A 15285-nucleotide genomic window follows, 5' to 3' on the forward strand; every position below is an offset into this window, starting at 1 on the left:
GGCCATGGGCGCGACTACCCGGGACAGCCCCGCTGAATCCTTCCGCGTCGCGCGCCGTGCCCGGATGCGGCAGACTCGGCCGGTGGTCGATCTGCTGGAGCGGTGGCGGGCGGCAGCCCGGGGTGCTGGTACGACGCCGGACGCGGGGTGGACCCGGGCCGGCGAACGGCTGCTCGACAGGTGGCGGGAGCCGCACCGGCACTACCACACGGTGGCCCACCTGACGGCGGTGCTCGATGTGGTGGACGAGCACGCCGGGCTGGCCGACCGGGCCGACCTGGTCCGGCTGGCGGCCTGGTGGCACGACGCGGTCTACGATCCGCGGGCCGGCGGTGACGCCAACGAACAGGACAGCGCCGCGCTGGCCGAGAGCGTGCTCGGCGGGCTCGGGATGCCGGGGCCCACGGCGGCCGAGGTACGTCGGCTGGTGCTGCTCACCGCCGGGCACGTCGTGGGTCCGGACGATCGGGACGGCGCGCTGCTCTGCGACGCGGACCTCGCCGTGCTGGCCGCGCCCCCTGCGACCTACGACAGGTACGCGACGGCGATCCGACGGGAGTACGCGCACGTGCCGGAGCCGGCCTTCCGGGCTGGGCGGGCGGCGGTGCTCGGCGGCCTGCTGGCGCTGCCCGCGCTGTTTCGTCTGCCGCCGCTGGCGGCCCGCTGGGAGGAGCCCGCCCGGGGCAACGTACGCCGGGAGTTGGCCACCCTCACCGCTGCGGGGCCGCCGACGGGCGCGGGCTGACCAGGTGCTTCGGGCGGCGCAGGTCGGCGGCGCGGAGCAACCGGACCAATTCCCGGCTCGGCACCACCTGGGCGCCGAGCCACACCGCCGCCGCGAACCGGTCGGCGGGGATGTCGTAGTGGTCCCGGTCGAAGCCGCGGCGGGGCGCGCCGAGGGCCTCGGCGAAGGCGTGCAGCTCGGCGTACGAGACGTCACTGATCAGGTGCGACCAGAGCCGACCGCGCCACGGCCAGGCCGGCCGGTCCAGGTAGAGCATGACGTCCAAGCTATCCCGCGTAGTTGATCACGTTGATGATCGCCGGCTGGCGACCTAGCCTCGGCTGCATGGCCCCCACCACGCTCCTGGACGATCTCCGCGCCGCGCTCGGTGCCGACGCCGTGCTCACCGACCCGGACCTGCTGCGCATGCACCAGCGGGACGAGGCCGACCTGTGCGCGGCCGGCACCCCGCTCGTGGTGACCCGTCCGCGCAGCACCGAACAGGTGGTCGCGGTGGTCCGGGCGGCGGCGCGACACGGCGTACCTGTGGTGCCGCAGGGCGCGCGGACCGGGCTGGCCGGCGCGGCGAACGCGGTGGACGGCGCGGTGGTGCTGAGCACCGTCGCGATGGACGAGATCCGGGAGATCGACCCGGTGAGCCGGATCGCGGTGGTCCAGCCGGGGGTGGTCAACGCGGCGCTGGCCGGCGCAGTGGCCAGGCAGGGGCTCTGGTACCCGCCGGACCCCGGCTCCTGGGAGTCGTCCACGATCGGCGGCAACGTGGCCACCAACGCCGGCGGCATGTGCTGCGTGAAGTACGGGGTGACCACCGAGTACGTGCTCGGCCTGGAGGTGGTGCTCGCCTCGGGTGAGGTGCTGCGCACCGGTCGGCGGACGGCCAAGGGGGTGGCCGGCTACGACCTGACCCGGCTCTTCGTCGGGTCGGAGGGCACCCTCGGCGTGATCACCGAGGTGACTGTGGCGCTGCGGCCCGCCCCGGCCGACTCGCTGACCCTGGTGGCGGTCTTCGGATCGACAGCAGCGGCCGGCGCGGCGGTGGCCGAGATCGCGGCCCGTGGGCTCACCCCCAGCCTGTTGGAACTGTTGGACCAGACCCACCTGCGGGCGATCGAGGCGTACCAGCCGATGGGGCTGCGGACCGACGCCCAGGCCCTGCTGCTGGCCGCCGCGGACACCGGCCCCCGGGCCGCCGACGACCTGGCCAGCCTGGCCGAGGTCTGCACGGCGGCCGGCGCCGACGAGGTCTACGCGGCCACCGACGCGGTGGAGGCGGCGGCGCTGTTGCAGGCGCGGCGACTGGCCCACCCGGCGATGGAGAAGTTCGCGGCCGACGCCTACCCGGGCGGCAACGGCGGTCTGGTGATCGACGACGTGGCGGTACCGCGCGGCTCGCTCGCCGCGCTGCTGGACGGGGTGGCCCGGATCGCCGTGGAGTGCGAGGTGCCGATCGGCGTGGTGGGGCACGCCGGGGACGGCAACATGCACCCGAACATCGTGGTCGACCGGGCCGACCCGGCGAGCGTGGAGCGGGGCCGGCGGGCCTTCGACGAGATCATGCGGCTCGGTCTGGACCTGGGCGGCACCTGCACCGGAGAGCACGGGGTGGGGCTGCTCAAGCGGGAGTGGCTGGCCCGGGAGATCGGGCCGGTCGGCGTCCGGGTGCACCAGGCGATCAAGTCGGCACTGGACCCGGCCGGTCTGCTCAACCCGGGCAAGGTGCTCTGAGCTGCCCGGGTCAGCCGTTGATCTGAGCTGGCCCGGGGAACAGCCGTTGATCTGAGCTGTCCCGCGGTCAGCCCTTGATCTCGGCCGGGGTCGCCTGGGTGAGCAGCAGCAGGATCTCCCCGGCGACCGGCGTGCGCTCCTCGCCGGGGCAGTCCTGCGAGGTGACCAGCCCGGTCGAGGTGAGCAGGCTGGACGTGAGCGCGTCGATGCAGGTGGAGCGGTATCTCCGGGCCTGATCGGTCTCGTCGGCAAGTGCCGGGTTGGCGAGCAGCACCTGGAGCCGTTCGGTCAGCTCCGGGGCGAGGGTGCCCCGGGACGTGACCCCGTCACCGGCGCAGTCGAGGCACTGCCACGCGCCGTCGCGTTCGACGCTCAGGGTCCGCAGGGGGCCGTCCTCGCCGAGCCGCTGAATCAGGCTGACCTGGCCGACCGCGACCGTGGTGGGGATCTCCAGCTGCGCGCCGCCACCCGCCGAGGCCGTCGGTTGTGCCACCGGAGTGCCCCGTGGCTCCCGGTCGAACATCGAGCACCCGGCCAGGGCGCCGCCGAGGACGGCGGCGACGACCGGTAGTAGCAGACGTGGGTGCGCGCGGGGAAGCACGCGCGGAAACCTACCCCACCGTAGGTAGCGTTCGAAACCACCATCCGGGCCGGTATCGATGGTTACCCATCGGTAACGTTACAATTCGTCACCGAGCGGACGGCCGCAACTCAACCTGATCATCGCCGCCACCCCGATCGGCCGCATAACCCCGAACGTCCGGAGCGCCGAGCCGGGCCGCGTCCGCCGCGGCGTCGTCCGGCATCAGCTGCGACTGCCGCTCCGCCTCCACCCGGGCGCGGTAGTGCTCGACCTCCCGAGCCCGGGTGGCCGCATCCCAGCCGAGCACCGCGCCCATCAACTCGGCGGCGTGCTCCGCCGACTCCAACCCCCGGTGGCTGGTCTCGAACGAGATCCGGGTCCGCCGGGTCAGCACGTCCTCCAGGTGCAGCGCACCCTCGGCCCGCGCCGCATAGGTGACCTCCGCCGCCAGGTACTCCGGAGCACCGGCCAGCGGAGACGCGAGCAGTGGATCGGCGTCGACAAGCGCCAGCAGGTCCAGGGTCAGGGTGCCGTACCGCTCCAGCAGGTGCTCCACCACGCCCACCGGCACACCGTGCCGGCGCGCCAGATCGGCCCGGTCCCGCCACATCGCCGGGAAGCCGTCCGCCCCGAGCAACGGCAGATCGGCCGTACGCGACGAGCGCGCGCCACCGAGCCGCCGGGCGGCCCGGTCGACCACGTCGGACGCCATCACCCGGTACGTCGTGTACTTACCACCGGCGACCAGCAGCAGCCCGAGCATCGGCTCGAAGACCGCGTGCTCACGGGAGAGCTTCGAGGTCGAATCGGCCTCGCCGGCCAGCAGTGGCCGCAGGCCGGCGTACACCCCCTCGATGTCGGCGGTGGTCAACGGCCGGTCCAGCACCGTGTTGACCTGCTCCAGCAGGTAGTCGATGTCGCGGGCCGAGGCGGCCGGGTGGGACCTGTCCAGTCGCCAGTCGGTGTCCGTCGTACCGATGATCCAGTGCCCGCCCCACGGGATGACGAAGAGCACCGACTTCGCCGTCCGCAGGATGAGCCCCGTCTCACCGGTGATCGCCGAGCGGGGCACCACCAGGTGCACCCCCTTGGAGGCGCGCACCCGGACGCCGGGCCGCAGGCCCACGTCGTTGAGCATCCGCGACATGTCGTCGCTCCACACCCCGGTGGCGGCGATGACGGTACGGGCGTGCACCTCGAACTCCGCGTCGGGTGAGCCGGCCGGCGCCTCCAGGTCCCGGACGCGTACGCCGGTGACCTCGCGTGCCTGCCGGATCAGCCCGACGGCGCGAGCGCTGCTCACCACCGTGGCGCCGAGGCTGGCCGCGGTGCGGGCCAGGGTGACGACCAGCCGGGCGTCGTCGACCTGCCCGTCGTAGTAGCGGATCGCCCCGGACACCGCGTCGGCCCGGAGGCTCGGGAAGATCCTCCGGGCACCCTCCCGGGTCAGGTGCCGGTGCAGCGGCATGCCTCGGCCACCGCCGAAGACTCCGGCGAAGACGTCGTACGCGGCCACCCCGGCGCCGTAGTACGAGCGGCGGAAGATCCGGGCCGGCAGGTCCCGCAGGCCCCGCCCGGCCGGCAGCGGCACCATGATCGGCACCGGGCGCACCAGATGCGGCGCGAGCCGGGTGGCCAGCAGGCCACGCTCGGTGAGCGCCTCGTGGACCAGGTGGAACTCCAACTGCTCCAGGTAGCGCAGGCCACCGTGGATCAGTTTGCTGGACCTGCTGGAGGTGCCGGCGGCCAGATCGCGCGCCTCGACCAGGGCCACCTTCAGGCCTCGGGACGCCGCGTCCAGTGCGGCACCCGCACCGGTCACCCCGCCACCGATGACCAGCACGTCGAAGCGCTCGGCGCGCAGCCGCCGCAGGTCGGACGCACGGCGGATCGGCGAGAGCTGACCGGCGACGGATCGGGAGATACTGGGGTCACGCACCCGTCCACCGTAACCGCCGCGCCGGCATGTCGACATTCGCCGCCCGCTGGCCGGGCTCGACTTCGGTCCGCCCACAAAGCGACGGCCGGGTCGAAATCCTTCGTGGTGGTCGTAAGGTTCTCGGATGCACGGTCACCCTGCGTACCCCGGAGTCAGCAACCGCAGTTCCCCGTGGCCGGTGGTCGCGGCCGTGTTCGTCGGCTGCTGGACGGTTGCGGTCACCGTGGCCACCCAGACCGGTGGTTGGCTCACCGATCAGGTGCTGCTGGGCTTCGGACGGGACCGGATCGCCTGGCTCTGGCCGGTGCTCGCCCTGGCCACCGTCGTGCTGGCGGGCACGCCCGCCCTGCTGCTGGCCAAGCTGCCCAGGTCGGCCACTGTCCGGGCCACCGGGCGGGTCTGGTTGATCGGCACACTCGTCCTCGGGGTGCTGACGCTGCTGCGGGTCGTTCCGCCGGTGCACCACGAGGCGTACCTCGCCGCGCTGGCCGGTGTGGCGCTGCTCAGCGCACTCGTCGTGCGCTGGTCGGCGCGCCGGCGGGCGTACCCCGGACCGGCCGCCTCGGTCGGCGGCCCGGCACCCGCCGACGACGGCGACACGACACGGCCCGAGACCGTCGCGAACGGCGATGCCGGGCGGCCCGACGCCACCGGAGACCGCGGCGCCGCGCGGCCCGATACCACCGCGAACCGCGACGCCACACGGCGAGAGACCGTCGGGAGCGCGGGGCCGGTCGGGCGGTTGCGGCCACCCGGCCCCATTCCGCTGCTCGCGGTCGCCGCCGGGGTGGCGCTGCTGTTGCCGTGGGCCTGGCTGGGCGCGCTCGGCGGGCTCCTGGAGACCGCGCTCGCGCTGCTGGCGGCGGCCACGCTCGGGGTGCTTGCCGCGACGCTGCTGGACGCCACCTTCTGGTCGCGGTTCGCGGTCGGCCGGCCACCCCGGCCGGCTCGGCTGGTGCTGGTCGGCGGCCTGGTCGCCGGGGTGGCGCTGCTGCTGCTCGCGGCCGGCACCGGCCAGTCCGGCGCGCAGTTGCCCGCGTTGCTGACCCTGCCACCCGTGGGTTTCGCCCTGGCCGCGCTCTGGGCGGCGACGTGGCGGCCCACCGCCGACCCGGCCGACGCCGCGCGCGCCGGCCGGTCGGCGACCGGCTGGCTGGTGGGCCTGGCCGCACTCGGTCCGCTGGCCTTCACCGACCCGGAAGAGATCACCCTGCTGCTGGTGGGCACCCGCGACGTCCCGTTCTGGGTGGCGGCCGCCGCCGCTGCCGGGCTCGCCGTCGCCATCCTGGTCGCCATCGGGTACGCGGTGCTGCTCGCCCGGCCGACGGCACGCACCCCGAGCCGTCGGGTCGCGGCGGTGGCAGCCGTGGTGCTGCTCGTGGCGTTCGGCGTGGTCGACCTCGGCCCCGGCCAACCGGGCCTGTACGGCGAGCGGCTGTTCGTGGTGCTGCGCGCGCAGGCGGACCTGACGGGTCTGCCGGCCGGGCAGCCGGGTCGGGCCGGGCGGGACGCCCGCGCGGCGGAGGTCTACCGGCGGTTGGTGGCGACCGCAGAGCAGAGCCAGGCCGACCTGCTCCGGGGGCTGAGTCGACTACGACTCGACCCGATCTCGTACTACCTGGTGAACGCGGTCGAGGTAGACGGCGGCCCGGCGGTGCGGGCCTGGCTCGCCCGTCGCCCGGAGGTGGCCCGGGTGCTGGTCAGCCAACGCCTGCGGCCGCTGCCGGCCCCGGCGGGGCAGAGTCGGGGTACCGCGCCCAAGCCCAGCGGACCAGAGTGGAACATCCGCCAGATCGGCGCCGACCGGGTGTGGTCCCAGCTCGGGGTGACCGGCACCGGCATCGTGGTCGGCAGCTCGGACTCGGGCGTGGACGGCACCCATCCGGCGCTGCGCGCCGGGTTCCGCGGTGGGGACGACTCCTGGTACGACCCGTGGGACGGCACCCGGAGCCCCACCGACCAGGGCGGGCACGGCACCCACACGGTGGGCAGCGCCGTCGGGCGGGACGGCATCGGGGTGGCGCCGGACGCGCAGTGGGTGGGCTGCGTCAACCTGGACCGCAACCTCGGCAGCCCCGCGCACTACCTGGACTGTCTCCAGTTCATGCTGGCGCCCTTCCCGGTCGGCGGCGACCCGTTCACCGACGGCCGTCCGGAGCGTGCCCCGCAGGTGCTCACCAACTCGTGGGGCTGCCCGCCGATCGAGGGCTGCGACAGGGGTGTGCTGCGGCCGGCCACCGCCGCGCTGGACGCCGCCGGGATCTTCGTGGTCGCCGCCGCCGGTAACACCGGGCCGTGGTGCGCGTCGATCGACGACCCGCCGGCACCGTACGCGGACGTGTTGACCGTGGGCGCGGTGGACGAGCAGCGCCGGGTCGCGGAGTTCTCCTCGCGCGGGCCGGCGCCGGGTGGCCCGGGTAAGCCGGACGTGCTGGCCCCGGGCGTGCGTGTGGTGTCGGCGATGCCGGGCGGCACATACGCGGCGCTGGACGGCACCTCGATGGCGACTCCGCAGGTGGCAGGGGTGGTCGCGCTGATGTGGTCGGCGAACCCGGCGCTGGTCGGCGACGTGGACCGTACCCGGCAGATCCTGCGGGACACCGCGACGGCGGCGACACCCACCTACCGCTCCGACCACCCGGCCGACGCCTGCGGGGGTCCGTCCAACGTCACCGGCTCGGGCCAGGTCGACGCGTACGCGGCCGTCCAGGCCGCCCGGCGATGAGGTACCCGGACCGGCACCCGGTGATCTAGGGTCGGCGACCATGGACGCCGAGATCACCGTCACCGAACTGACCCCCGACCTGGCCCCCGCCGTGGCGCGGCTCTGCGAGCAGGCCCTCGATCTGCCCGAGGACGCCGCCGAGGCGGCCGGAATCGTGGACGTTCTCTGGCCCCGGGCCGCCGCCGACCGTCCGGTGGTGGGGCTGGGCGCGTACCGGGGTGTGGACCTGGTCGGGGTGCTGCTCTGCTCGGTGTCGGCGACCGAGCCGGGTGCCGGGCACGTGGACCTGGTCGCGGTCCTGCCGGAGCACCGCCGCCAAGGCGTCGGTCGGGCGCTGCTGCGGCGGGCCGAGCAGGTGCTGGCCGAGCGCGGAGCGACCGAGGTGTTGCTGGCCGGGAACCCGCCGTACTACGCGTGGCCCGGCATCGACGTCCGCTACACCCCTGCGGTCTGCGCCGCCCTCGCGCTCGGCTACCAGCAGGACCGGACCGCCTGGAACATGACCGCGGACCTGTCGTACGACGGGTCGCCGGCGCTGCGATCCACCGAGGCGGCGGAGCGGCGGCTGGCCGGTCAGGGCGTCACCGTACGCCGGGCGGAGCCGGCGGACCTGCCGGCGTTGACCGCGTTCGCCAGGTCCACCTTCGGCGGTACGTGGGACGGTGAGCTGGCCGGGTCGGTGGGGCGCGACGGCGCCGGTTGTCACCTGGCGGAGCGGGACGGCGAGGTGCTCGGCTTCGCCGCGTACGGGTCGTCGCGGCCGAGCTGGTTCGGGCCGATGGGCACCGCGCCGGCGGCCGAGGGGTCGGGCATCGGCGGTGTGCTGCTGCGACGGTGCCTGCGAGATCAGCAGGCGACGGGGCTGACCCGGGCGGAGATCGGCTGGGTGGGGCCGGTGCCGTTCTACTCGGGCAGCGCGGGTGCCCGGATCGAGCGGGTCTTCTTCCTGTACCGGCGAACCCTGTCGGCGGCATAACCAGGGCAAAAGGGGCATTGATTCATTCGCCCGCGTCGGCCATCCACGCCCCCTACCGTTTTGGTAGAGGAGGCAGCCATGACCACGGATGACGACCAGACCGAGGACGGCCCGCCGATCACCTGGAAACCGGTAGACGAGCTCCCCGGTCACGTGCCGTTCGATCGGCTCGACTACGGCGACGCCGAGCAACTGGCCGAGATGACCACCGACGGCGAGTCGGCGGTCGTCGAGGAGCCACGGGAGATGGTGGACGCGCCGATCAAACTGCTTCCGCCGTACAACCGGGCACAGAAGCGGCGCAATCAGCGCCCACTGCCGACCTGACGACGAACGGGGCGGACCGCGTCAGCGGCCCGCCCCGTTCGGTGTCGGAACTGGACTCAGAAGTCCATGTCCCCGCCACCCGGGCCAGCCGGGGCAGCCGGGGACTTCTCCGGCTTGTCCGCGACAACGGCCTCGGTGGTGAGGAAGAGCGCCGCGATGGACGCGGCGTTCTGCAGCGCCGAGCGCGTCACCTTGGCCGGGTCGATGATGCCCGCGGCCAGCAGGTCGACGTACTCGCCGTTGGCGGCGTTGAGGCCGTGACCCGCTTCGAGGTTACGGACCTTCTCCACCACGACGCCGCCCTCAAGGCCGGCGTTGACGGCGATCTGCCGCAGCGGGGCGTCCAGCGCCACCTTGACGATGTTCGCACCGGTGGCCTCGTCGCCAACCAGGTCGAGCTTGTCGAAGGCGGTCTTGCCGGCCTGGACCAGCGCGACGCCACCACCCGGGACGATGCCCTCCTCGACGGCGGCCTTCGCGTTGCGAACGGCGTCCTCGATGCGGTGCTTGCGCTCCTTGAGCTCGACCTCGGTGGCCGCGCCGACCTTGATGACCGCAACGCCGCCGGCCAGCTTGGCCAGCCGCTCCTGCAGCTTCTCCCGGTCGTAGTCGGAGTCGCTCTTGTCGATCTCGGCCCGGATCTGGTTGACCCGGCCCTGGATCTGCTCGGCGTCACCGGCACCGTCGACGATGGTGGTCTCGTCCTTGGTCACCACGACCTTGCGGGCGCGGCCCAGCATGTCGAGGCTGGCGGCGTCGAGCTTGAGGCCGACCTCCTCGCTGATGACCTGGCCACCGGCGAGGATGGCGATGTCGGTCAGCATGGCCTTGCGGCGGTCACCGAAGCCCGGCGCCTTGACGGCGACCGACTTGAAGGTGCCACGGACCTTGTTGACCACCAGGGTGGCGAGGGCCTCGCCCTCCAGGTCCTCGGCGATGATCAGCAGCGGCTTGCCCGACTGCATGACCTTCTCCAGGATCGGGAGCAGGTCCTTCACCGACGAGATCTTGCTGTTGGCGATCAGGATGTACGGGTCGTCGAAGACGGCCTCCATACGCTCCGGGTCGGTCATGAAGTAGGCCGAGATGTAGCCCTTGTCGAAGCGCATACCCTCGGTGAGCTCCAGCTCCAGCCCGAAGGTGTTGCTCTCCTCGACGGTGATGACGCCTTCCTTGCCGACCTTGTCCATCGCCTCGGCGATGATCTCGCCGACGGTGCTGTCGCCAGCGGAGATGGAGGCGGTGGAGGCGATCTGCTCCTTGGTCTCGACGTCCTTGGCGAGCTTGGACAGCTCCTCCGAGACGCTCGCGACGGCGGCCTCGATGCCCCGCTTCAGGGCCATCGGGTTGGCGCCAGCGGCCACGTTGCGCAGGCCCTCGCGAACCAGGGCCTGGGCCAGGACGGTCGCCGTCGTCGTGCCGTCACCGGCAACGTCGTCGGTCTTCTTGGCGACCTCCTTGACCAGCTCAGCGCCGATCTTCTCGTACGGGTCCTCGAGCTCGATCTCCTTGGCGATGCTCACACCATCGTTGGTGATGGTGGGGGCACCCCACTTCTTCTCGAGCACGACGTTGCGGCCCTTCGGGCCGAGGGTCACCTTTACGGCGTCGGCGAGCTGGTTCATGCCCCGCTCGAGGCCGCGGCGCGCCTCTTCGTCGAAAGCGATCATCTTGGCCATACGGCGTTGTCCTCCTGGACACTCACGGGCCACCCGAGTTGTGTGCCCCGGATGGGCCGCCTGGTGTACGCACCTTGGGACGTCGCCACCTGGCGACGACGACGTCCTTCGGCCGGGCCGGATAGCCCGCGACGACCGGCCATGTGTCGCCCCGGCGTCTCCACGCCGGTGCAACCTGGCCCCACCGTCCCGACCGCTGGCACTCGCGGTATGCGAGTGCCAATGACTTGTTTAGCACTCTCCCCTGGCGAGTGCAAGCACGATGGGGCCGCTCAGCCGAGTTCCGCGGCCAGTCCGGCAGTGTTCACCGGCGCCTCGTGGGCGCGCTGCTCGACGTACGTCACCAGCAGACCGATCAACTGGGCCAGGTGGGCCGGCAGGGCGAGCACGGCGGTGACCCCGATCACCGCCACCGCCCCGACCGCGGTGCCCGGCGACGTGAAGGGATCCGTGCCGAGCGCGGCGATGCCCACCTCCTCCAGGCCACCGGTGAGCACGTTGACGACGATGACCGCCAGGGCCACCAGGGCCACCCGACCGAGCAGCAGGCCAAGCCGGTCGTGGAACATCCGGAACGACCGACCGATCGGGTTGTGGCGTTCGAAGAGATAGACCGGACCGGCCATGCTCAGCGCGAACGTCAGGTAGATACCCGGCAGCACGCAGCAACAGAAGCCGATCCCGGCGATCACACCGATCAACAGCGTCCAACCCCAGAGCCTCAGTGCCCGGCGGACCCCGTAGCGCAGCGCGGAATCCAGACTCCCCGGCTGACCGGACGCCTGCTGCGCGATCACCCAACTGCCGGCGGCCCACCCGACGGCCTGCACCAGTCCGACCAACAGACTGCCGCCGATCGCCACCGCGAGAAGACCCGCCAGATCGGCGGCGAAGGTGTCCCGCAGCACGGGAGTCGGATCAGCCCCGATCTGGGCGTCCCACGTCGCCGTCGGGGTGAGGCCCAGGGCGATCACCGAGAGCACGGCCGCCGGCAGCACCTGGGTGAGCAGCATGATGGGCACGAGTTGCCGCCAACCCCGGCGGAACGCTCCCCCACACCTGGTGAACCAGCCGGCCAGACCGGCGCCGGGCGGAGTGACCAGGGGGTCGTTCGGGTCGAATCCGTAACCCGGCGGGTACCAGCCGACCGGCGCCCCCGGATACCACGGCAGCGCACCGTGGGGACCCGACCCGGGCGGGTGGCCGCCGGCGGCCGGGAAGGTCCAACCCGGCGGTGGCGGACCCCAGGCATCTTGCGCCGGATCCCAGCCGGGCGGCGGGCCAGCCGGCGGTACGCCCGGCCGCAACTCGGATGGCGTGTCCCCAGCCGCGCCGGAACTGCGGTACTGCACGGTCGGATCGGACGGATCCGAACCGCCCGGCCCAGAGGGTGGGGTGGGCGCGGGCGGCTGGTCAGTCATGAACGCTCCTCAGCATCGGCTGGAACGGCCACGATCTTCCCGGTTGTGCCCCCCGCGTCGCAGCTCCGACGCGCGGGGCCGATCGAGGAGGGAAACTCAGGCGATGACGCGCACGTGCTCGGCCTGCGGGCCCTTCTGGCCCTGGGCGATCTCGAACTCCACCCGCTGGCCATCGTCCAGCGCCTTGTAGCCGTCCATCTCGATCGCGGAGAAGTGGACGAAAACGTCCTGACCGCCGTCGACGGCAATGAAGCCATAGCCCTTTTCGGCGTTGAACCACTTCACGGAGCCCTGTGCCACGGTGCACTTCCCTCACTATGCGCGGTGTTGCCTGACCTGGCGCACGGCACGGCCGGACGCCGACAGACCACCACCTCAGCGATCGATGGTGACCATTGAAAAAGGTGACCGAAATCGCACGCTACACGAGGAGTCAGCGCCGCGCACGGCCACAAATCGGGCACACTCCGGGGCGCTCCGATTGCGCTGGTCGGTCGAGTTTCGAGCTACCGGATCCGGGGCGGCGACCGCCGTACACGGCTCGGCCGTAACGGCCACCGACCCTGTGATAGGCATGCGGGCATGACCACCGATACGGGCGCGACCGCCCTCCGGCAGGCGGAGATCCGCCGGGTCCGGCCGGAGGACGCCGCCCGGATGCGGGCACTGCGTCTGGAGATGCTCGCCGACGCACCGTTGGCCTTCCTGGAGACCCTGGCGGACGCGGCGGCCCGGCCGCACACCGAGTTCACCGCCCGGGTCGCGTACACCTCGACCGGCCCCGGTAACGCGCAGTTCATCGCCGACCCGGGTGGCCGGCTCGTCGGACACGCCGGTGGCACGGTCTCCCCGAGCGAACCCGGGCTCACCGTGATCTACGCGGTCTACGTCACGCCGGCCTGGCGGGGGCACGGGCTGCTCGGCGAGTTGATCGACGGGGTGGCCGCCTGGTCGCGCGCCTGCGGCCGACGGGAGTTGCTGCTGGAGGTGGTGGTCGGCAACGACCGCGCCTACCGCGCCTACCAACGGCTGGGCTTCAAAGACACCGGGGTACGCGTCCCCCACCCCACCATCCCAGCCCTGACCGAGCTGCAAATGCGCCGCCCCGCCTAAACCCGGAAACCGGAAACCCATCCCAAGGCAAGACCACTGAGCTGCCCTTAAAAGCCGGCAGCGAGCCACCGTCGTGCCCACAACGGGTTTCCGGGGCAGCCCGCCCCGCGCAGGGATCAAGCCTGACCGCCCGGAGCGGGGCGGGCTGCCCCGGAAACCCCAACCGCAAGGAACGGGCAGCCCGGAAACCCAACCGCGAGGAACGGGCTGCCCCGAAAACCCCAACCGCAACTACAGATCAGACATGACGCCGCGACTGCACGATCCGGAACCGGTTGGCCACGTACGCCCCGTCGGTCAGCGCGGCGTTGGCCGCCGCGTTGGCGCCACTGCCGTGGAAGTCGGAGAACGCCGCCGACTGGTTCACGAAGACCCCACCGGTGAGGTTGCAGGACAGGTGCACGCCGACCTCGACCGCGACCGCCTCGGTGGCGTCCAGCACGGCCTCGTCGGTGGAGTAGACCCCCGCGGTGAGCGCGCCCTTCTCGCCGACCGTACGGCGCAGCAACTCCAGACTGTGCGCGGTGGAGTCGGTGGCGATGGCGAACGAGATCGGCCCGAACCACTCCCGACCGTACGTCTCCGCGTCGTCCGGGGTCAGCTTCACGATCGTCGGGGTACGCACCACCGCGTCGGCGTACGACGGGTGGGCCACGGCCCGTGACTCCAGCACCGGCTCGCCCACCTTGCTGACCTCGGCCAGCCGTTCCAGCACCCCGTCGTTGACGATGGCGCCGGTCAGCTCGACGCCCCGGGCCGGGTCGGCGGTGAGCTTGCCGATCGCGGCGGCGATCCCGCCGGCCACCTCGTCGAAGCTCTTGTGCCCCTGGTCGGTCTCGATGCCGCCGGCCGGGATGAGGATGTTCTGCGAGGTGGTGCACATCTGACCGCTGTACAGGGTCAGCGTGAAGCCCAGGTTGCGGCACATGCCGGCGAAGTCGTCGGTGGAGTCGATGACGACCGTGTTCAGGCCGGCCTTCTCGGTGTAGACCGACGCCTGCCGGGCGTGCGTCTCCAGCCAGTCGCCGTACTCGGTGGAGCCGGTGAAGTCGACGATCTTCACGGCGCGGTGCAGGGCCAGGTCGCTGGCGAGCTTCTCACCGGGCGCCTCGGCCGCCAGCATGATCAGGTTCGGGTCGAACCCGGCCTCGGCGAGCACCTCCCGGGCGTACTTCACGGTGATGGCCAGCGGCAGCACCGCGCGCGGGTGCGGCTTGACGACCACCGGGTTGCCGGTGACCAGCGAGGCGAACAGCCCCGGGTACGAGTTCCAGGTCGGGAAGGTGTTGCACCCGATCACCAGCGCCACCCCACGCGGCACCACGTGGAACGTCTTGGTCATCCGCAGCGGGTCGCCCTTGCCGGCGGCCTTCTCCCAGCCGGCCGTGCCCGGGTGCCGGGTCATCTCGGCGTACGCGTACGCCAGCGCCTCCAGCGCCCGGTCCAGCGCGTGCGCGCCGCCGGCCTGAAAGGCCATCACGAACGCCTGCCCGCTGGTGAACTGCACCGCGTTGGCCAGCTCGAAGATGTGCTTGTGCAGCCGGTCGAGGATCTCCAGGCACACCCCCACGCGGGCCTGCGGGCCGGCGTCGCGCCAGGCCGGCAGCGCGGCGGAAGCGGCGTCGATCAGCTCGCCGGGGCCGGCGTGCGGGTAACGCACCGCCAACTCCACCCCGAACGGGCTCGTCTCGGTGGCGACCCGGGCGCCGGCGCCCGGCTGGTCGAGCGGGAAGTCACCACCGAGGTACGCCTCGAAGGCGGCCTTGCCGTCGGCGGCGGCGGTCTCGCCGTACACCCGAGGGCTGGGAGATTCGGGATAGGCGGACCAGTAGCCCCGCTCCGTGATCGCGGTCAGCGCACGGTTGAGGGTGTCGGCGTGCCTGTCGTACAGGGGCTGCGGGGTCTCCGTCATGCCCGCCATCATGCCTGAGCCCGGTCCGCGAGCAGTAGCGCGAATGCCCGACAGCGGCTCATGCCTGAGCCCGGTCCGCGAGCAGTAGCGCGAATGCCCGACAGCGGCTCATGCCTGAGCCGAATTTGGCAGCAGAAGCG

13 protein-coding genes are annotated in these 15285 nt (G+C 72.5%); 6 read left to right on the top strand and 7 right to left on the bottom strand.

The annotated features are described in order from the left end of the window. Positions 1 to 82: 82 nt before the first annotated feature. Positions 83 to 745, top strand: coding sequence for a metal-dependent phosphohydrolase (locus AB0C25_RS07415; RefSeq protein ID WP_357370547.1), 663 nt, complete (start codon positions 83 to 85; stop codon positions 743 to 745). On the opposite strand, the gene AB0C25_RS07420 is transcribed toward AB0C25_RS07415, so the two are convergent. Next, positions 711 to 1001, bottom strand: coding sequence for a DUF4031 domain-containing protein (locus AB0C25_RS07420; protein ID WP_357253734.1), 291 nt, complete (start codon positions 999 to 1001; stop codon positions 711 to 713). The two genes, AB0C25_RS07415 and AB0C25_RS07420, sit on opposite strands and share 35 nt — an antisense overlap. 68 nt (positions 1002 to 1069) lie before the next feature. On the opposite strand from AB0C25_RS07420, the gene AB0C25_RS07425 reads away from it, so the two are divergent. Beyond that, positions 1070 to 2470 (top strand): FAD-linked oxidase C-terminal domain-containing protein, encoded by a 1401-nt coding sequence (locus AB0C25_RS07425; RefSeq protein ID WP_357370549.1) that lies wholly within the window; start codon positions 1070 to 1072, stop codon positions 2468 to 2470. A gap of 67 nt (positions 2471 to 2537) precedes the next feature. On the opposite strand, the gene AB0C25_RS07430 is transcribed toward AB0C25_RS07425, so the two are convergent. Further along, on the bottom strand, positions 2538 to 3071 hold the full coding sequence (locus tag AB0C25_RS07430; RefSeq protein WP_357370551.1) for a hypothetical protein: 534 nt from the start codon (positions 3069 to 3071) through the stop codon (positions 2538 to 2540). An 88-nt stretch (positions 3072 to 3159) separates the two neighbouring features. After that, entirely contained in the window at positions 3160 to 4977 is a 1818-nt protein-coding gene (locus AB0C25_RS07435; RefSeq protein WP_357371066.1) for a glycerol-3-phosphate dehydrogenase/oxidase, read from the bottom strand. Positions 4978 to 5116: 139 nt separating this feature from the next. Between AB0C25_RS07435 and AB0C25_RS07440 the strand changes: the two genes are divergently transcribed. The 3 genes from AB0C25_RS07440 to AB0C25_RS07450 all read left to right on the top strand — a co-directional run bounded on the left by AB0C25_RS07440 (position 5117) and on the right by AB0C25_RS07450 (position 9020). Further along, complete coding sequence (locus AB0C25_RS07440) at positions 5117 to 7717, top strand: S8 family serine peptidase (protein WP_357370553.1); 2601 nt, start codon at positions 5117 to 5119, stop codon at positions 7715 to 7717. Positions 7718 to 7757: 40 nt separating this feature from the next. After that, entirely contained in the window at positions 7758 to 8693 is a 936-nt protein-coding gene (locus AB0C25_RS07445; RefSeq protein WP_357370556.1) for a GNAT family N-acetyltransferase, read from the top strand. Between the two features lie 78 nt (positions 8694 to 8771). Further along, entirely contained in the window at positions 8772 to 9020 is a 249-nt protein-coding gene (locus tag AB0C25_RS07450) for a hypothetical protein (RefSeq protein ID WP_357370557.1), read from the top strand. Between the two features lie 56 nt (positions 9021 to 9076). Here AB0C25_RS07450 and groL read toward each other — a convergent pair whose 3' ends face one another. The 3 genes from groL to AB0C25_RS07465 all read right to left on the bottom strand — a co-directional run bounded on the left by groL (position 9077) and on the right by AB0C25_RS07465 (position 12420). After that, positions 9077 to 10699, bottom strand: a complete 1623-nt coding sequence (gene groL / locus AB0C25_RS07455; RefSeq protein ID WP_238648162.1) for a chaperonin GroEL — start codon at positions 10697 to 10699, stop codon at positions 9077 to 9079. Between the two features lie 272 nt (positions 10700 to 10971). Further along, positions 10972 to 12120, bottom strand: coding sequence for a hypothetical protein (locus AB0C25_RS07460; RefSeq protein ID WP_357370560.1), 1149 nt, complete (start codon positions 12118 to 12120; stop codon positions 10972 to 10974). Positions 12121 to 12216: 96 nt separating this feature from the next. Beyond that, positions 12217 to 12420, bottom strand: coding sequence for a cold-shock protein (locus AB0C25_RS07465; RefSeq protein WP_088950422.1), 204 nt, complete (start codon positions 12418 to 12420; stop codon positions 12217 to 12219). Positions 12421 to 12702: 282 nt separating this feature from the next. Here AB0C25_RS07465 and AB0C25_RS07470 point away from each other — a divergent pair, with 282 nt between their 5' ends. Then, positions 12703 to 13233, top strand: a complete 531-nt coding sequence (locus AB0C25_RS07470) for a GNAT family N-acetyltransferase (protein WP_357370562.1) — start codon at positions 12703 to 12705, stop codon at positions 13231 to 13233. Between the two features lie 238 nt (positions 13234 to 13471). On the opposite strand, the gene paaN is transcribed toward AB0C25_RS07470, so the two are convergent. Next, positions 13472 to 15145 (bottom strand): phenylacetic acid degradation protein PaaN, encoded by a 1674-nt coding sequence (gene paaN / locus AB0C25_RS07475; protein ID WP_357370564.1) that lies wholly within the window; start codon positions 15143 to 15145, stop codon positions 13472 to 13474. Positions 15146 to 15285: the final 140 nt, after the last annotated feature.

This window comes from Micromonospora sp. NPDC048839 (assembly GCF_040649915.1).
Lineage (GTDB): Bacteria > Actinomycetota > Actinomycetes > Mycobacteriales > Micromonosporaceae > Micromonospora.